The 18,840-nt window shown below is 66.0% G+C and carries 16 protein-coding genes; 12 read left to right on the top strand and 4 right to left on the bottom strand.

The window, feature by feature from the left end; genetic code table 11:
* Positions 1-117: 117 nt before the first annotated feature.
* The 4 genes from CWS35_RS01300 to CWS35_RS01285 all read right to left on the bottom strand — a co-directional run bounded on the left by CWS35_RS01300 (position 118) and on the right by CWS35_RS01285 (position 6,847).
* Positions 118-3,354: an efflux RND transporter permease subunit gene (locus CWS35_RS01300; protein ID WP_305764553.1), complete on the bottom strand. Its 3,237-nt coding sequence runs from the start codon at positions 3,352-3,354 to the stop codon at positions 118-120.
* 215 nt (positions 3,355-3,569) lie between these two features.
* Entirely contained in the window at positions 3,570-4,298 is a 729-nt protein-coding gene (locus CWS35_RS01295) for an ankyrin repeat domain-containing protein (protein ID WP_210202756.1), read from the bottom strand.
* Between the two features lie 31 nt (positions 4,299-4,329).
* On the bottom strand, positions 4,330-6,126 hold the full coding sequence (locus tag CWS35_RS01290) for a caspase family protein (RefSeq protein WP_100950347.1): 1,797 nt from the start codon (positions 6,124-6,126) through the stop codon (positions 4,330-4,332).
* A 112-nt stretch (positions 6,127-6,238) separates the two neighbouring features.
* On the bottom strand, positions 6,239-6,847 hold the full coding sequence (locus CWS35_RS01285; protein ID WP_100950345.1) for a gamma-glutamylcyclotransferase: 609 nt from the start codon (positions 6,845-6,847) through the stop codon (positions 6,239-6,241).
* A gap of 138 nt (positions 6,848-6,985) precedes the next feature.
* On the opposite strand from CWS35_RS01285, the gene CWS35_RS01280 reads away from it, so the two are divergent.
* From CWS35_RS01280 to CWS35_RS01225, 12 genes are all read left to right on the top strand, one after another.
* Entirely contained in the window at positions 6,986-8,173 is a 1,188-nt protein-coding gene (locus CWS35_RS01280) for a DUF2125 domain-containing protein (protein WP_100950343.1), read from the top strand.
* Between the two features lie 274 nt (positions 8,174-8,447).
* Complete coding sequence (locus CWS35_RS01275; protein WP_245438834.1) at positions 8,448-10,016, top strand: hypothetical protein; 1,569 nt, start codon at positions 8,448-8,450, stop codon at positions 10,014-10,016.
* Positions 10,017-10,135: 119 nt separating this feature from the next.
* Positions 10,136-11,125: a tripartite tricarboxylate transporter substrate binding protein gene (locus CWS35_RS01270; protein WP_100950339.1), complete on the top strand. Its 990-nt coding sequence runs from the start codon at positions 10,136-10,138 to the stop codon at positions 11,123-11,125.
* Positions 11,126-11,372: 247 nt separating this feature from the next.
* Positions 11,373-12,467, top strand: coding sequence for an IS30 family transposase (locus tag CWS35_RS01265; protein WP_245438833.1), 1,095 nt, complete (start codon positions 11,373-11,375; stop codon positions 12,465-12,467).
* A gap of 260 nt (positions 12,468-12,727) precedes the next feature.
* Entirely contained in the window at positions 12,728-12,922 is a 195-nt protein-coding gene (locus tag CWS35_RS39925) for a hypothetical protein (RefSeq protein ID WP_024584781.1), read from the top strand.
* A 5-nt stretch (positions 12,923-12,927) separates the two neighbouring features.
* Positions 12,928-13,683 (top strand): metal ABC transporter ATP-binding protein, encoded by a 756-nt coding sequence (locus CWS35_RS01255; RefSeq protein WP_100950336.1) that lies wholly within the window; start codon positions 12,928-12,930, stop codon positions 13,681-13,683.
* A gap of 5 nt (positions 13,684-13,688) precedes the next feature.
* On the top strand, positions 13,689-14,558 hold the full coding sequence (locus CWS35_RS01250) for a metal ABC transporter permease (RefSeq protein ID WP_024584783.1): 870 nt from the start codon (positions 13,689-13,691) through the stop codon (positions 14,556-14,558).
* 2 nt (positions 14,559-14,560) lie between these two features.
* Positions 14,561-15,433, top strand: a complete 873-nt coding sequence (locus tag CWS35_RS01245; protein ID WP_100950334.1) for a metal ABC transporter substrate-binding protein — start codon at positions 14,561-14,563, stop codon at positions 15,431-15,433.
* A 57-nt stretch (positions 15,434-15,490) separates the two neighbouring features.
* Entirely contained in the window at positions 15,491-16,543 is a 1,053-nt protein-coding gene (locus CWS35_RS01240; RefSeq protein ID WP_100950332.1) for a GTP-binding protein, read from the top strand.
* On the top strand, positions 16,543-17,562 hold the full coding sequence (locus CWS35_RS01235; RefSeq protein ID WP_168226246.1) for a WD40 repeat domain-containing protein: 1,020 nt from the start codon (positions 16,543-16,545) through the stop codon (positions 17,560-17,562). The genes CWS35_RS01240 and CWS35_RS01235 overlap by 1 nt, the downstream gene beginning before the upstream one ends.
* Positions 17,563-17,615: 53 nt before the next feature.
* Positions 17,616-18,332 carry an MgtC/SapB family protein gene (locus tag CWS35_RS01230; protein ID WP_024584787.1) on the top strand — a complete coding sequence of 239 codons (717 nt, stop codon included), beginning with the start codon at positions 17,616-17,618 and terminating at the stop codon, positions 18,330-18,332.
* A 76-nt stretch (positions 18,333-18,408) separates the two neighbouring features.
* Entirely contained in the window at positions 18,409-18,723 is a 315-nt protein-coding gene (locus tag CWS35_RS01225) for a hypothetical protein (protein ID WP_029880178.1), read from the top strand.
* Positions 18,724-18,840 lie beyond the last annotated feature (117 nt).

Below are 18,840 nucleotides of genomic sequence, written 5' to 3'. Positions count from 1 at the left end.
CCAAACGCTATCATGCCTTGCGCGACGCCGTCATAACGAAGCCGCGTGCAGGGGGCATACAAGGGTTGAGCCAGGATTGCCGAGGGCGCCGGCCGACGCGCCGTCGGCCGCGGCTGGTCAGGAGGCGCCCGACGCTGCGGCCCGCCTTGCGCGCCGCGCGGCGCGGCGGCGCTGGCTCCAGAGCCGCGCGCGGTCGAGATAGAGATAGACTACCGGCGTGGTGTAGAGCGTCAGGATCTGGCTCAGGATCAATCCGCCGAAAATCGCGATGCCGAGCGGCTGACGCAACTCGCTGCCTTCGCCGAGGCCGATCATCAGCGGCACCGCGCCGAACAGCGCGGCGAGCGTCGTCATCATGATCGGACGGAAGCGCATCAGGCAGGCCTCGTAGATCGCATCGCGCGACGACAGCCCGCGCTGGCGCTCGGCGTCGAGCGCGAAGTCGATCATCATGATGGCGTTCTTTTTCACGATGCCGACCAGCAGGATCACGCCGATGGCGCCGATCAGGTCGAATTCGGTGTGCGACAGCATCAGCGCCGCTACCGCGCCGACGCCGGCCGAGGGCAGGGTGGAGAGGATGGTCAGCGGGTGGATGTAGCTCTCATAGAGCATGCCGAGCGAGATGTAGATCGTCGCCAGCGCAGCCAGGATCAGGAACAGCTCGTTGGCGAGAGCCTGCTGGAAGATTTTTGCGGAGCCGGCAAACCCGCCGCTGATGCCCGCCGGCATGTTGATCGCGTGCATCGCATTCTCGATCGTGGTGGTTGCCGTGCTCAGCGAGACGCCCGGCGGCAGATTGAACGAGATGGTGCTGGCGACCAGGAGATCCTGGTGGTTGACGGAAAGCGGCGTCTCGCCGTGCTCGAAGCGGGCAACCGTCGACAGCGGGATCATGGTCGCCGCGCTGGTCGAGACCGCGCTGCCTGTCGAGGCGACGCCCCTGCCGGTGGCGCCGATCGAGTTGGTCGCCTGGTTGCGCACCACATTGGCGGCGACCGAGCTGACCGAGCTCTTCTGCGCCGACGAGGAGACCGTTCCGGCCACCGCGTTGGTCGACTGCGTGCCGGTCGCCGAAACGCCCGAGCTCGAGATGTAGACGTCCTTCAGGGTCTGCGGATCTTGCGAGAAGCGCGGCGCGACCTCCATGATGACGTGATATTGGTTACGGGCGACGAAGATGGTCGAGACCTGGCGCTGCCCGAACGCGTCATACAGCGTGTTGTCGAGTTGAGCTATGTTGAGGCCGAGCCGGTAGGCGGCATCGCGGTCGATGACCACGTTGGCCTGCAGCGCCTTGTTCTGCTGGTCGCTGTTGACGTCGGCGAGCGTCGGCTCCTTTTGCAGCGCCGCGACTAGCTTCGGCGTCCATTCGTTGAGCTCCTGGGAGGTCGAGCCCTTCAGCGTGTACTGATAGGCCGCGTTGCCGGAGCGGCCGCCGGCGCCGAGATCGCCGACCGATTGCAGGAACAGGGTGGCGCCGGCCACCTTGGCGAGCGGCTCGCGCAGCCGCTCGATCACCTTGTCGGCGCGTAGCCTGCGCTCGTTCATCGGCTTCAGCGAGGCGAACACCGTGCCGGTGTTGGTGCCGCCGGGGCCGACCCCTCCGCCGCCGGTGAAGCCGACCGCGGTATCGACCGCCGGATCCGACTTCACGATGTCGATGAACTGGGTCAGCTTCCGCTGCATCAGCTGGAACGAGGTGCTCTGGTCGGCCTGGATCGAGCCGACCAGCAGCCCGGTGTCCTGCTGCGGCACGAAGCCCTTCGGCACCACCGCGTAGAGATGGAAGTTCAGATACAGCGTTGAGGCGAGGATCAGCATCACCAGCAGCGGATGGCGCAGCGCGACGCCGAGCGTCGCGCGGTAGCCGCTCAGCATCAGCTCGAAGGCGCGCTCGCTGATCCGGTAGATCAGGCCGTGCGGCTGGCCGGCCTCCTCCTTGCGCAGCACCACCGCGCACATCATCGGCGTCGTGGTCAGCGAGACCACCAGCGAGATCACGATCGCAATCGTGATGGTCATGGCGAATTCACGGAACAGGCGGCCGACCAGGCTGCCCATGAACAGGATCGGCACGAATACCGCGACAAGCGATACGCTCATCGACAGCACGGTGAAGCCGACCTCGCGGGTGCCGAGCAGCGTCGCCTCCAGCCGCGACATTCCGGCATCCATGTGGCGGGTGATGTTTTCCAGCACCACGATGGCGTCGTCGACCACGAACCCGGTCGCCACCGTCAACGCCATCAGCGAGAAGATGTCGAGGCTGTAGCCGAGCAGGTACATCACCGCGAAGGTCGCGATCAGCGACACCCCGACCGCCACCACCGGCACCAGCGTGGCGCGGGCATTGCGCAGGAATGCAAACACCACCAGGATCACCAGCGCGACCGCGATCAAAAGCGTGATCTCGACGTCGTGCAGCGAGGCGCGAATCGTCTTCGAGCGGTCCATTGCCAGATTGATGTCGATCGCCGGCGATACCGAGGCCTTGAGCTGCGGCATCAGCCCCATCACCTTGTCGACCATCTTGATGATGTTGGCGCCGGGCTGCCGGTACACGATCATCACGATCGCCGGCTTGCCGTCGGCAAGGCCGAGGGTGCGGACATTTTCCACGGAATCGATGACGTCGCCGACATCGGTCAGCCGCACCGGCCCGCCGTTGCGGTAGGCGACGACCAGCGGCTTGTAGTCGGCCGCCTTGCGCGCCTGGTCGTTGGCGTAGATCTGGTAGCGTTGGCCGCCGACGTCGATGCCGCCCTTCGGGCTGTGCGCGTTGGCGCTCGACAGCGCGGCGCGGACGTCTTCGAGCCCGATGCCGTATTTGTTGAGCGCCGGCGGGATCAGCTCGACCCGCACCGCGGGCAGCGAACCGCCGCCGACCGAGACCTGGCCGACGCCTTCGACCTGCGACAGCTTCTGCGCCAGCACGGTCGAGGCGGCGTCATAGAGCTCGGCCGGGGTCAGCGTATCCGAGGTCAAGGTGTAGATCAGGATCGGCGCCGAGGCCGGGTTGAATTTGCGGTAGGTCGGATTGGCGCGCAAATTGGTTGGCAGGTCGGCGCGCGCCGCGTTGATCGCGGCCTGCACGTCGCGCGCGGCGCCATTGATGTCGCGGTCGATGTCGAATTGCAGCACGATGACGGCCGAGCCGAGCGACGACTGCGACGTCATCTCGGTCACGCTGGCGATCTGGCCGAGATGCCGCTCCAGCGGGCTCGCCACCGTGGCGGCGACGTCGGCCGGGCTGGCGCCGGGCAAAGTTGCCTGTACCATGATGGTCGGGATGTCGATGTCGGGCAGCGGCGATACCGGCAGCTTGAAGAACGCAATGATGCCCGCCACCACCAGTCCAATCGACAGTAGCGTGGTGCCGACCGGCCGGCGGACAAAGGGGCGGAGAGGTTCATGACATCAGCGACGGCATTTGCGGATCAGCTTCTATCCGTCCGCGCCGCGATGCAAAAGCCCAAATGTCACGGCGCGCTGCCACACCTCCGCCGCGATTTGCATGGTCGCGACAAAGGCCGGACCGGATTTGCGGCGCGATCCTTCCGGGTCGCTCAGCCCGCGGTATTCTTGCTTGCGCGCATGGCGCCGCGTTCGAGCAGCCAGGCCACGACCTCGCGACACTCCACCTGTTCGGCGATGTCGAGCGGTGTTTGTCCGGACCAGGGCGCGGGCCAGTCGAGGTCGGCGCCGTGCGCGAGCAGAACCTCCGCCGCGGCGAGTTGCCCGCCATGGCAGGCGTTCCAGAATGGTCCTGAGAGCTGATCGGCCGGCAGCGCCGCAGCCGCGAGCCGGCGGGTGATCTGCGGCAGCATGCCGAGCGCCGCCTCGTGCCACAGCTGTGTCCGCGCGCCGCGATCGACCAGCCGCCGTGCCGCCGCCCATTGGCCGTAGCCGACCGCCGACGACAGCGGCGAGGCACCATCGATCGACGATCCCTCATGCTCGAGATCGGCGCCGGCATCGAGCAGCGCGTCGATCAGCGCCACGTCGTCGTTGCTGGCGGCCCAGTGCAGCGGCGTTTCGCGATGCCACATCGCGACCGCCGGTGCATCGAGAGCGGCGCCGGCAGTAGTGAGGATCTGCACGACCGCGGCCGCGTTGGGATTGTGGCCCGGCCAGTCGGCCAACAGATGCAGTGGCGTCCGTCCGCCGCCCTTCGCATCCTCGACCACGCAGCGCGCCAGCTCGGGATGCGCGGCGAGCAGCGCGCGCAAGCGCTCAGCCTCACCGCCCTTGATCGCCGCGGTCAGCTCCGCGGCGAGCGGGTCGTCGCTGCGCAATCTGGACATCCCGGTGGTCATTGCATCCAGCCTATTTCGCCGCGTTCTGGCTCGCGCTGACGAAGTAGAAATCTTCGCTACCCGGCACCGAGCCATAGCTGAAGGGCTGCTGCCGGCGATCGGTCGCGGCCATGACGTCGTCGCGCACGAGGTCGAACAGTTTGCGGATCTCGATCCGCGGCGTCTGCATGCGCTTGATCAGCGCGGTCACGAACGGGCTGTGAGCGCCGTCGCCGTCGAGCGCGACCTGGCCGTGCTTGGCGGCGTAGACCACCAGCGTGCCGCTGTCGGGCTCGACCTGGGCCAGGCCCCGTCCGATGGACCGCGACGCGACGGTGCGCTTGATCTGGTTGGCGAACGGATTGTCGCGGCAAGCGTCGAGAATAACGAGATGCAGCTTGCGCGCGCCTTCGGTGGCGCCCATCACCTGGGTCAGGGCGACCGCCTCGAACGGCACGTCGCGGTCGGTGGCGAGCTTGGCGTCGACCGGCACCAGATAGTTCTCGCCTGCCATCTCCATGCCGTGACCGGCATAGTAGACCACGGCCCAGTCGGCGCCGTCGGCGGCGTTGGCGAATGATTTGAGGGCCTCGACCAGGCTGTCGCGCGTGGCGTCGGTGACGAGACGGACGTCCTGGAAGCCCACGGCGCGCAGTGTATCTGCGATCGCTGTCGCATCCTGGCTGGGGTTCGGCAGCACCGGCACCGAGCGGTATTTCGAGTTGCCCACGACCAGGGCGACGCGCCGCTCCGTCGTCGCTGGCTTCTGGCCCGCGCCGACCGGCGCAACCGGCACTGCGGCCGTGAGCGCAGGAACCGGCTTGGCCGCGGCGTGATCCGCAATCACGCTCTTGTCCGTGGCGGCGACCTTGTCGAGCCGTTGCAGGCCATCCCTGGCGATACGCTGGCCCTGCGTGCGGTCGAGCTGATCGAGACCGAGGACGTCGAGTGCGTGCCGGAAGTCGGTGCGTGCACCGTCGACATCGCCCTTCTTCTCGTCGGCGAGCCCCCGCCGTGCGTAGTTCAGCGCGCCCTGCGCATCGAGCTGCGTGGCGTGGTCGTAGTCGCGGATGGCCTGATCGAGCTCGCCCTTGCTGGCCAGCGTCAGGCCGCGCAGCGAGTAGAACGCAGCCTGGTCGCCCTGAATGGTGATCGCGCGCTCGATGTCGCGCGAGGCATTGTCGATGTCGCCGGCGCTGACCTCGATGACGGCCCGGCAAAAATAGGGGCCGCCTGCGCGCGGCGCGACCTTGATCGCATTCTGGCAATGCAGCGCCGCGAGCCGGTCCTTGCCGCGGAAATCGTACACCAGCGCCCGATTGACATAGGCGTACCACGAGTTGGGATCGAGCTCGATTGATTTGCCGTAATCGGCCAGCGCGCGATCATAGTCGCCGGTTGCGACGGACACCTCCGCGCGATTGTTGAACCAGCCGGCGCTGAACGGACCGGCGGGCTTCAGCCGAATCGCTTGATCGAAGTCGCTCAGCGCGCGGTCGTAGTCCTGGGTTTGCAGGAAGACCTTGGCGCGCTGGCCATAGGACGGCGCAAACGCCGGATTGATCGCGATCGACTGATCGTAATCCGACTTGGCCTTTTCCAGATCGCCCTTGTTATGCCAGGCGAGCGCGCGGTTGTAATAGGTGATGGCGAGGTCGCGTCCCCTGGGATTGACCGCGATCAGCCGCGTGCAGGCAGGGATCGCGAGCTCCGGGTGCGAATCCTTGGCGTCGCAGGCCGCGCCATCCTCTCTCAGACCGGCATGGGATGGCGTGTTGAGCAGCAACAGCAGGCCGATCGCGGCGAGCTTGGGCAATGAGAGGCGCATTCCGGTCGTTCCATTCCAGCGACCGGAAATTGAGACCACAATGTTGTTCGCGCCGTGGCGAAACTTCAACAACCCGGTTCCTCAACCCATGGGATCAGCGCCAACGGCGCGCTCAGGCTGGATCGAGCCCGCCCGCCGCATGCGCATCCCGATGCTGCGTGCCGGCGGCGTGCAGCATCGCCGCGAGCTGGTGCAATTGCGCGTCGCGAAGGCCCTGCTTCTCGATCGAGGCCACGGTCGAGAGCACATAGTCGCGGTTGTTGCCCGAGCGGCCGTGGCCCTGCTGCACGAAGCGCAGCTGTTCCGTCAGCGACAGCCGGCCGGCATATTGCACATGGCCGCGATCGACCACATAGGCCAGCGCGGAGACGCGCTGCCGCGCCTCGTTCTCCAGCCACACCGAGCGCATCACCTCGCGATAAACATGGGTGGTCTGCTCGCGCGCCCGCAAATAGGCGATGGTGTCGTGGCGCAGGCGGGCGGCGACGCGGAACGCAACGCCGCGGCAGGCGCCGCCGCGGTCGAGCCCGAGCACCAGCCCCGGCTTCTCCGGCGTGCCGCGATGGTCGAAGGAATAGACGCAGAGCGCGCGATGCTCGCCGATCAGCCGGGCCGGCACCTGCTCGAGGAATTCGAAGCCCGGTTTCCACATCAGCGAGCCGTAGCCGAACACCCAGAGGTCGTTATCGGTGGATTCGGGATCGGGGAGATTTGCTGACATCGCGCTGATGGGCTAGCAGAACACGCCGTCGAAGCGAAGCAAATTCCGTGATGTTTCCGATGGTTGCTCAAGGCTTACGGTTGCTCAAGTTTTGCCGCCGCTTCGATTTTGACAAATTCGCGCTTCAAAGGACGCCGCATGTCCGATTTGACCTCCGCTCCCCGCCGCCGCTCGCGCTTCGGCCTCTATGCCGTCCCTGTCGCGGTCCTGATTGCCGCAGTGCTGTGGAGCGGTTTCTGGTTCTTCGCCGCCTCGCAGGTAGGCGTCCAGGCCGATGCCTGGCGTGCGCAGGAGGCGAAGGCCGGCCGGGTCTATGATTGCGCCAATCGCTCGGTGGCGGGTTACCCGTTCCGGCTCGAGATCCGCTGCGAGCAGCCCAGCGTGATGCTGGTGTCGCAGACGGCCTCGCCGCAGATGTCGTTCGTGGCGCGGCTCGCCGAGATCCTGGTCGTGGCGCAGATCTATGATCCCAAGCTCGTGATCGCGGAGTTCAAGGGCCCGGCCACGATCGCCGAGCGCAACGCGCAGCCGACGTTGTCGGTGAATTGGCGCCTCGGCCGCAGCAGCGTGGTCGGCCTGCCGGCGGTGCCGCAGCGCGCCTCGCTGGTGTTCGACGATCTCGCCATCGACCGCACCGGCGGTCCCGCGCCGACGCCGCTGATGCGAGTCAATCACATCGAGCTGCATGGCCGGCAGGTCGACGGCTCGGCGCCGGACAATCCCGCGATCGAGACCGTGTTGCAGATCAATGGCGGCACCTTGCAGGAGGTGCATCCGCTGCTCACCCAGCCGTTCAACGCCGACATCCATGCGCGGCTCAACGGGTTGAAGGATTTCTCGCCGAAGCCGTGGCCGGATCGCTTCCGCGAGATTCAGGCCGCCGGCGGCAGCGTCGAGATCCAGCAATCGCGGATCGAGCAGGGTGACGTGCTGTCGGTCGCGGCCGGCACGCTCCGCCTCAACGCGCAAGGCCGCATCGAGGGCGAGTTGCAGATGACGGTCGCCGGCCTCGAGCGCGTGATCCCTGCGCTCGGCATCGACAAGATGCTGGACGACGGCGTGCCGCAGTCGACCCTCGATCGTGTCGCGCCGGGCGTGAAGAGCCAGGACATCAGCAATCTTTTCGGCGCGCTGGATCGCGCGATTCCGGGCCTCGGCAAGGTGATCAAGCAGAACGCCAATGCCGGCATCTCCGCCGGCATCAATTCGCTCGGCACCGAGGCGACGCTCGAAGGCAAGAAGGCGCGCAGCTTTCCGCTGCGCTTCGCCGACGGCGCGGTGTTCCTGGGTCCGCTGAAAGTCGCGCAGATTCCGCCGCTGTTCTGAGCGGTGCATGCCGGCTCTGTAGGGCGGATTAGCGTTGGCGTAATCCGCCGCTTTGCATGGTCGTTCAAGACGGTGCATGACGCCTTCGGCTAATCTCCCCTACGCGCCAAGCCACTCTGCACACTCCCGCGCGCGATATCGTCCGTTGCCGCAAACTATTCCCGCTGCCGCGATGAGGAAAACGTGACCGCAATGTTGCGGGCCGCCGCGAATATCGTCGCCTGACCGCCGCTCTCTCACGCCTGAGGAAACAATCCTCACATGGGAGGGAGCGATGCGAATTCTCGGGGGAATTCTGCTCGGCAGCATGCTGTTGTCGGCGGGGCCGGTGTTGGCGGACGACGATGCGTCCGAGCTGCGCGCGCTGAAGGCGCGCCTGAAGCAGCTCGAGCAGCGCATGGAGACTCAGGCGAAGAAAGAGGAGGCGCTGGCGGCACGGCAAAGCGCAATGCAGAGCGCGCAGATGACGGCGAAAGCGCCGGTGCCGTTCGATCCTTGCGCGTCGGGCAAGCTGTGCTACCGGGGCGTCAGCTTCACCTTCGGCGGCTGGGTCGATCTCACCGGCATCTACCGCAGCCGCAATCTCGCCTCCGATTCGGGCTCGGTCTTCAACTTCATCCCGTTCCCGCAGAGCAAGAACTACAACACCGGCGAATCGCGCTTCACCGCGCGCCAGACCCGCTTCTCGGTGCTTGCCGAAGCCAACGCAACGTCGGACATTCACATCGCCGGTTATGGCGAACTCGATTTCGAGGGCGCGGCACAGACCGCGAATTCGGTCGCGACCAATTCGTTCAATCCGCGGCTGCGGCAGGCCAGCGTCGAGATCGACCGCACCGATCTCGGTTTCCATGTCCTCGCCGGCCAGTCCTGGTCGCTGAACACGCCGAGCAAGGCGGGCATCGATCCGCGCGGCGCGGATACGCCCGGCGTGATCGATTTCGAACTGGTGCCGGGTTTCCTCGGCGCACGGCAACCGGGTCTGCGGGTCTGGCAGGACATCGGCCCCGAGTTCAAGCTCGCGGTCTCGGCCGAGAATCCGCAGTCGTCCTTCTTCGGCGGCAACACGCCGCTGGTCGGTACGCCGGCGGTCGGGCCGCAGGGCGTGCTCAATCCGAACCTGCTGGTCAATCTGACCGGCCCGGGCGGCAGCTTCTTCAACAGCCTGAACAATGTCAGCCTCAATCACGTTCCGGACCTCACCGTGAAGGGAGCGTCGGACCCGCGGCTCGGGCCCTACAAGCTGCATGTCGAGGCGTGGGCGATGTATCGTGATTTCTACGATCGCTTCAATTTCGCCAACCATGACGTCAACACGGTGAGCTTCGGCGGCCACCTCTCGGCCGAGATCGTGCCGAAGACGCTGGAAGTGCAGGCCTCGGCCTCCTACGGCGCGCTCGGCCGTTTCACGGCAACCCCGTTCCCCGACGCGACGCTGCGCCAGGACGGCTCGATCCAGCCGCTGCCGATCACGGCCTTCCTGGTCGGTTCGGTCTGGCACACCACGCCGTCGCTCGATCTCTATGCCTATGCCGGTCTCGAGAAGACCAAGGCGACGTTCTCCGATGTTGGCACGGTGCCGTTCGGTTACGGCAATCCGCTCTACAACAACCTCGGCTGCAACATCGAGAACTCGCCGGCTGCCACCTGCAACGGCAACACGTCGGAGGTCAGGCAATACACTGCGGGGTTCTACGACACGATCTTCAAGGGCGCCTACGGCACCATCAAGGCCGGCGCGCAGTATTCCTACACCCAGCGCTTCGCCTTTCAGGGTGTCGGTGGCGCGCCGAAGACCGACGACCACATCATCATGACCCAGATCCGCTACTACCCGTTCTAGGCACGATGACTCCGAGCAGAGAAGCCGGGTGAGCGCGACCGCGGCCGCTGCGCCAATCTGTCCCGTAGCTGGGATCGGGCAATGCGCTACCCTCACCAAAAAATCGGGGAGGGACTTGCATGCCAACCAAATTCAGCCGCCGCCACATCATCGCTGCCGGAGCGGCGACAGCTGCGCTGCCTTTGCTGTCGCGCGGAGCCGTAGCGCAAGGCACCTGGCCGTCGCGGCAGATCCGCATGATTTGCAGCTATCCGGCAGGCGGCCAGACCGACCTTCTGGCGCGCGCGTTCGGCGAATTCATCGCAAGGCAGGTCGGGCAGACCGTCGTGATCGAGAACAAGGCGGGCGCTTCGGGCTCGATCGGCGCCGCTGAAGTCGCGCGCGCCGCGCCCGACGGACACACCATCCTGTGCTCGATCTCGACGACCTACGTGATGAACCGCGCGATGATGAAGAATCCCGGCTACGACATGGACAAGGATTTGACGCTGGTCAGTGTCATCCCGGGCGGCGGGCTCCTGCTGGTCGCGAGCCCGAAGCTCGGCGTCAAGACGCTGGCGGAGTTCGTCGCCTATGCGCGGAGCAGCGGCAAGGTGAATTTCGGTACCTACAGCGCGGGCTCCGCCCCACACATGACGGTCAACGAGCTCAACAAGCAATACGGCCTCAGCATCGAGCCGATCCATTATCGCGGCGAAGCGCCGATGTGGACCGGCCTTGCGGAAGGCACGCTCGATGTCGCGATGGGCAGTTACACCGCGGCGCAAACCGTCCTGCAAAGCAACCGCGGCGTGGTGTTCGCCGTGCATGCGAAGAAGGTCGGCACGATCCCGGAGATCGCGACGCTGCCCGAACAGGGCGCGACGTCGAAATTCTTCACCGTGAGCGGCTTCTCCGGCTGGGCGGTGCCGAAGGCGACGCCGCAGCCGATCGTCGACCGGTTGTCCGAGTTGTGTGTCGCCGCCAACAACGATCCGAAGGTGAAGGAGGTTCTCGCGACCTTCGTGCTGGAGCCCGCGATCGGTTTCAAGGAGAGCAACGCGCTGTATCAGCGCGAGCTGCCGGTCTGGATGGAGGCCGCCCAGTCGCTCGGCCTGCCGCCGGCGTAGGGTTGGTCAGGAACTACAGGATGGGTTTCGCTGAGCTTTAGCGGAGGCGGCATGCCGGGCGATGACCCGGAGATGAGATGCGCCATGACGGTGCAGCGTCGTCCCGGCGAAGGCCGGGACCCATAACCACCAATGTTGACTGGCGCGCAAGGCTGGAACGACGAGTCCCGCTCACAATATCTGCTGCGGTGTATGGGTCCCCTGAGTTCCCAAACGAAGTGCAACACTTCCATCTGGAGGTGTTGCCATGGGGCGGACTTACAAGCAGCTCTGCCTGGAGGAGCGATGCGAGATTGCCAGGCTTTCGGCCGGTGGCAGCTCGATCCGGCAAATCGCGGCAGCTTTGGATCGCCCGCCATCAACGATCTCTCGGGAGCTGAACCGCAATTCTGGCGTTCAGGTCGGTTACAAGCCCAGCTATGCCCAGCAACAGATGCGAGCGCGGCGCTGGACGGGCTCTCGCCTCGAACGAGAGCCCGGCCTGCGCCGCGCGGTGTTGGAACGTCTTGGTCGGGGCTGGTCGCCCGAGCAGGTCGCCGGCCGGCTGGCGCGTGAGCACGGCCGCAGGGTGATCTCCTATGAGAGCATCTACCGCTTCATCTATGCCCAGCTCACCCGCACCTCGGACTTCAGCTGGCGGCGCTATTTGCCGCGCGGCAAGAGCAAGCGCGGTCGTCGCGGCAAGCGGGGCGGCAGTCCCGCAAGCTTCATCGAAGGCCGTGTTTCGCTGGATCAGCGCCCCATCGAGGTCGCCGATCGCAAGACCCCGGGCCATTGGGAGGCCGACCTCATGATGTTCTCCAAATACGGTCAGCAGATCTTGGCCGTGCATGAGCGCACCTCCCGCCTGTTGCTCGGCGTCCCCCTCGCAAGCAAGCTCGCCTCCGGCGTCGCCCACCATCTCGTGCGCCTGTTCGAGGTCCTGCCACAACCGATCCGCCGGACCGTCACCTTCGACAACGGCACCGAGTTCGCAGCTCACCTTTCCTTGCAAAGCCTCTTGATCAAGACGTTCTTCTGCGATCCCCACGCCCCCTGGCAGAAAGGTGGCATCGAGAACGCCATCGGCCGCATGCGCCGCTTCATCCCGCGCAACACCGACCTTGAGAAGCTGCCGACCCGCCGCCTTCGCAAGTCCATCGCCGCCTACAACAACACCCCGCGCAAATGCCTTGACTTCAAGACCCCGACAGAGGTCTTTGCTGCTCAAGTGTTGCACTTCGAGTGTGAATCCACCTCCCGGCCTTCGCCGGGACGACGAATGGACAGAACTCGGGCTACTCCGTTGGATCGCCCGCGAAAGCTATGCGCGGGTGACGACACCGCGCGTTCGACATCTTGAATAGAGAACCATCCCCATCGTCGTTCTGGCGAAAGCCAGGACCCATTACCCCGGAGAGAACTACACACCGGTTGCCGCTCGACTGGTCCGTATTGGTCGGCCGGCGGCATGTTTCCATGGCTTGGCCCTGGGTTCGTCTCCGCCGGTTCCGTCCCGGTGAAATCGCCTCATCCCCCGCTCGAATCTCCCACGATTTCGCGGGTCGGCCATGAGTTCCTGCTTTGTGGACTCGCGTTATGTTATAATATAACAGTCTGGCCATGGCGCATACGCACACCCACGACCACCACCATCACGGCCACGCCCATCCCCACGGGCACAGCCACGGCCCAGCCGCGCATCCGGCCCAGGCGGCGCCCTGGTCGATCCTGCGGATGCCCGTACCAGCCCGCCTGCTGGCGGCGCTGGCGGTCAGCGCCTGCCTGTGGGCCGTGGTCTGGCTGGCGATGAGGTGACACCCGTGGCTGCTCTTGTCACCTTCCGCGACGTCACCCTCGGCTATGACCGCCACCCGGCCGTGCACCATCTTACCGGCGCCGTCGAGGCCGGTGCGCTGCTGGCCGTGATCGGCCCGAATGGTGCTGGCAAGTCGACGCTGCTGCGCGGCATCGCCGGCGTGCTCAAGCCGCTGTCCGGCGCGATCGATCTCGACGGGTTGGACCACCGCGACATCGCCTATCTGCCGCAATCCGCCGACATCGACCGCACGTTCCCGATCTCGGTGTTCGATTTCGTCGGCACCGGGCTGTGGCGCTCGACCGGCTTCTTCGGCGGCATCGGCAGGGCTGCGCGCGACAAGATCCTGGCGGCGCTCGCCGCGGTCGGCCTCAACGGCTTCGAGAACCGCCCGATCGGCACGCTGTCCGGCGGTCAGACCCAGCGCATGCTGTTCGCACGCGTGCTGTTGCAGGACGCCCGCCTGATCGTGCTCGACGAACCCTTCAACGCCATCGACGCCAAGACCACGGCCGATCTGCTCGCGCTGGTGAAGCGCTGGAACGGCGAGGGCCGCACCGTGCTGGCTGCGCTGCATGACCTCGACATGGTGCGCAACAATTTCCCGGAAACGCTGCTGCTGGCGCGCGGTCCGGTCGAATGGGGTCCGACCGCGCAGACGCTGACCGCGGACAATCTGATGGTCGCGATGAAGATGTGCGAGGCGTTCGACGACGGTGCCGCCGCCTGCGCCGTCGATCCGCGCTCGAGGGCTGCCTGACGCCGATGCTATCAGACGCGCTGATCACGCCCTTCACCGAATTCGAATTCATGCGCCGCGCGCTGGCGGCCGTGATCGCGCTGTCGCTCGGCGGTGCGCCGATCGGCGTGTTCCTGATGCTGCGACGGATGAGCCTGGTCGGCGACGCCATGGCGCATGCGATTCTGCCGGGGGCTGCGATCGGCTTCCTGATCTCCGGGCTCAATCTGTTCGCGATGACGACCGGCGGCCTGGTCGCGGGCTTCACCGTGGCACTGCTCGCAGGCCTCGTCGCCCGCACCACCGAATTGAAGGAGGACGCCTCGCTCGCGACCTTCTATCTGGTCTCGCTCGCGCTCGGCGTCACCATCGTCTCGATCAAAGGCACCAATATCGACCTGCTGCACGTGCTGTTCGGCAACATCCTGGCGATGGACGACCAGACGCTGCTGGTGATCGCGTTCAACGCCACCATCACGCTTTTGGTGCTGGCGGTGATCTATCGGCCGCTGGTGATCGAGTGCGTCGATCCGATCTTCCTGCGCACCGTGAGCCGGGCCGGCGCGCCGGCGCATCTTGCCTTCCTCGCGCTGGTCGTGGTCAACCTCGTCAACGGCTTCCATGCGCTCGGCACGCTGCTCGGCGTCGGGTTGATGATCCTGCCCGCGGGCATCGCGCGGTTCTGGTCGCGCGACATCACCACGATGATCTGCATCGCGGTTGCGAGCGCGATGTTGTCCGGCTATGCCGGGCTCGTGCTGTCGTACCAGACCCGCATCCCCTCCGGCCCGGCGATCATCCTGGTCGCGGCGGGGCTCTATATCGTGTCGCTGCTGTTCGGCAATGTCAGCGGCCTGGTGCGGCAGTTGTTTCCTGGCCGACATCTCGAGGCGTAATCATGCGGCGTTTGTTTGGTTTGATCTGTCTGGCGCTGGCGCTGGCAAGCGGATCGGCGCGTGCCGCCGATCGCATCAATGTGGTGGCGAGCTTCTCGATCCTGGCCGACATGGTGCGGAACGTCGGCGGCGACCGGGTCGATGTCACCGCGCTGGTCGGGCCCGACGGTGATGCCCATGTCTACGCTCCGACGCCGGCGGATGCCAAGAAGGTCGCGGACGCCCGCCTGCTGGTCATCAACGGCCTCGGCTTCGAGGGCTGGATGCCGCGGCTGTTGCAGGCCTCCGGCAGCAAGGCGCCGGTCATTGTGGCCACCAAGGCGATCATGCCACGGAAGATGGGCGGGCATGACGATCCGCATGCCTGGCAGTCGGTGGCCAATGCGAAGATCTACGTCGTCAATATCCGCGACGGGCTGATCGCGGTGGCCCCCGACCAGGCCGCTATCTTCAAGGCCAATGCCGACGCCTATCTCGCCAAGCTGGAAGTGCTCGATCGCGAACTGCATGAGGCGGTGGCGAAAATACCGGAGGCCCGGCGCAAGGTGATCTCGACCCACGGGGCGTTCGGCTATTTCGCCGACGCCTATGGGGTGACGTTCTTCTCGCCGCTCAGCGTCTCCACCGATGCCGAGCCCAGCGCACGCGATATTGCCGCCATCATCGCCCAGATCAGGGACGCGAAAATTCCGGCAGTTTTTCTTGAAAACATCACCGATCCGCGCCTGATCCAGCGGATCGCGGCCGAGACCGGGGCCAAGGTCGGCGGCACCCTGTATTCGGACAGTTTGACGGGCGAAAAGGGCCCGGCACCCACTTACATTGATATGGTCAGGCACAATATAAAGGCCCTGACCAGCGCGCTCGCCGACTAGGGCAGGGGCCTCCCTGCTGCGGGGTTGAGCGCCTTTCAAGTTCCTTTCGGAGTTGTCATGGCTGAAGCCTCGCAAAAGATTCCAGTGACCGTGCTGACGGGTTATCTCGGCGCCGGCAAGACCACGCTGCTGAACCGCATCCTGTCGGAGAACCACGGCAAGAAATACGCGGTGATCGTCAACGAATTCGGCGAGATCGGCATCGACAACGACCTCATCATCGGCGCCGATGAGGAAGTGTTCGAGATGAACAATGGCTGCGTCTGCTGCACGGTGCGCGGCGACCTCGTCCGCATCATGGACGGGCTGATGAAGCGCAAGGGCAAGTTCGACGCCATCATCGTCGAGACCACCGGGCTTGCCGATCCGGCGCCGGTCGCGCAGACCTTCTTCGTCGACGAGGACGTGCAGAAGAACGCCCGGCTCGATGCCGTGGTCACGGTCGCCGATGCCAAGTGGCTCAGCGATCGCCTCAAGGATGCGCCGGAAGCCAAGAACCAGATCGCGTTCGCCGACGTCATCGTGCTGAACAAGACCGACCTAGTCTCCAAGCCCGAACTCGCCGAGGTCGAGGCCCGCATCCGCGGCATCAATCCCTATGCCAAGCTGCACCGCACCGAGCGCTGCCAGGTCGGGATCGCAGACGTGCTCGAGCGCGGCGCGTTCGACCTCGACCGCATCCTGGAGATCGAGCCCGATTTCCTCGAGGCCGGCGACGATCACGACCATGACCACCACCATCATGACCACGGTCATCACCATGACCATGATCATCACGATCATGGCCACGGCCTGAAGCACTATCACGACGAGGACATGCAATCGCTGTCGCTGCGCTCGGAGAAGCCGCTCGACCCGACCAAGTTCATGCCGTGGTTGCAGAACCTCGTCGCCACCGAAGGCCAGAAGATCCTGCGCTCGAAGGGCATCCTCGCCTTCACCGGCGATGACGACCGCTACGTGTTCCAGGGCGTCCACATGATGCTGGAGGGCGACCACCAGCGGAAGTGGAAGGACGGCGAGAAGCGTGAGAGCCGCGTCGTGTTCATCGGTCGCGAGCTGCCGGAGCAGGCGATCCGCGACGGCTTCGAGCAGTGCATCACCACGTGATGAAAGAGTTCGATCCGGGCGAGGCCGCCTCCTCGATTGTTTCTATCACCGATCGCGTCAAGCCGCTGCCGCTCGGCGCGGCTGTCGGCTCGGTGCATTTCCTCGGCGACCGCGCGTTCTTCGTCGGTGCCGAGGAGAGCGTTGCGGTCGCGACCGCCGACGGCGAGATCACGCGCACCGAGACGCATTTCGGCGCCATCCTGTGTGCGGCCTCCGACGGCAAGCGGCTGGTCACCGGCGGTGACGACGGCAAGCTGATCGCGATCGACGCCAAAGGCGAGACCGCTGTCATCGCGACCGACGCCAAGCGGCGCTGGATCGACAACGTCGCGCTGCACAGCGACGGCACCGTGGCGTGGTCGGCGGGCAAGACCGCGTTCGTGCGCAACCCGAAGGGCGAAGAGAAAACCTTCGAGGTGCCGTCGACCGTCGGCGGGCTGGCGTTCGCGCCGAAGGGACTGCGGCTCGCGATCGCGCATTACAACGGCGTGACGCTGTGGTTTCCCAACATGGCGGCCAATCCGGAATTCCTGGAATGGGCCGGCTCGCATCTCGCCGTGATGTTCAGTCCGGACAACAAATTCCTGGTCACGGCGATGCACGAGGCCGCGATGCATGGCTGGCGGCTTGCCGACAACAGGCATATGCGGATGAGCGGCTATCCCGGCCGGGTGCGCTCGATGTCCTGGAGCGTCGGCGGCAAGGGGCTCGCGACCTCCGGCGCCGATACCGTGATCGTCTGGCCGTTCACCAGCAAGGACGGGCCGATGGGCAAGGAGCCGGCGATGCTGGCGCCGATGCCGGCGCGGGTCGCCGTGGTCGCCTGCCATCCGAAGAACGACATCATGGCGGTCGGCTATGCCGATGGCACCGTGCTGATGGTGCGGCTCGAGGACGGCGCCGAGATCCTGGTACGGCGGAATACCGGCGCCGCGGTATCCGCGCTGGGCTGGAATGCCAAGGGCACGCTGCTCGCCTTCGGCACGGAAGATGGTGACGCGGGCATCCTGGAAATGTAAGAGATCGCGGCATCCGAAGCATTTCGGGACCGTAGCTCCAGCCGGGCAGTGCCATGCGATTTCTTGCGACATTCCAGATCGCCGACTTCCTTGACACGCTGGTAAGCCTGGCCTCGGCCTTCGTGCTCGGCACGTTGATCGGCGCGGAGCGGCAATATCGCCAGCGCACCGCCGGCCTGCGCACCAATGTGCTGGTCGCGGTCGGCGCGGCTGCCTTCGTCGATCTGGCGATGCGGCTGGATGGCCCTGACGGCGCGGTGCGGGTGATCGCCTATGTGGTGTCGGGGATCGGTTTCCTCGGTGCCGGCGTCATCATGAAGCAGGGCATGGACGTGCGCGGCCTCAACACTGCGGCGACGCTGTGGTCTTCGGCCGCGGTCGGCTCCTGCGCTGGCGCCGACATGGTGGCGCAGGCGGCGGCGCTGACGGTGTTCGTGATCGCCGGCAACACGCTGCTGCGTCCGCTGGTCAACGCCATCAACCGCATCCCGCTGGACGAGAAGGCCTCGGAGGCGACCTATTACGTCAAGCTCGCGGTCACCCTCGAGGCGCTGCCTGACATGCGCGACCGCCTGGTGGAAAAGCTCGAGGCCGCGAATTATCCGGTCGCCGACGTCGCCGTGGTCGAAATCGGTGACGATCTGCCGGAGATCGTGGCGACGCTGGTCTCGACCGCGATCGACCCGCACGAGCTGGATGCGGTCGTGACCGACCTCGAGCGGCAGCCCGGCGTGCGCCACGCCACCTGGGAAAGCAATACCGCCGACTGAGTTCCCGCCGCCTCCGGCTTCGGAACGATGCGGAGGCAGGATCGTTGACATCGCGAACAAGTCGCGGGTGAACGAGATGGCCAGTCTGCGGAATGACATGCTGATCGCCGCCACGCTGGTGGTGGCGGGCGTCGCGGTATCGGCGTTCGCGCTGCACGCCATCAATGCGGCGCCGCCGCAGCAGATGGCGCAGGCGACCCACCCGCTACGGCCTTCGCCGGATCCGCAGCAGACCGCGCCCCCGGCCGAGTCGAAGCCCGGCGGCGAGCGGCCGACCACGCCGGCGCCGCAGCCGGCCCGTCCCGACGCCGAGGCGCAGAAGGCCGGCGCCAAGCCGGTGTTGCCGCCCGCGCCTGCGGAAAAGACCGCGCCGCCGATCGAGAAGAAATAGGCGCGCCGCGGCCGCGCATTGTGACGTGCATTTGACGAGCGCTGCCGATTATACGGTCTCGCCTCGGCGGTCCGGCCGCTCCATACTCTGCCGTCTTGCCAACGACAGATGGGGCTT

This window comes from Bradyrhizobium sp. SK17, assembly GCF_002831585.1.
Classification (GTDB): domain Bacteria; phylum Pseudomonadota; class Alphaproteobacteria; order Rhizobiales; family Xanthobacteraceae; genus Bradyrhizobium.
Note: the sequence above shows the minus strand (reverse complement) of the source record. Positions and strands in the feature narration are given on the sequence as shown.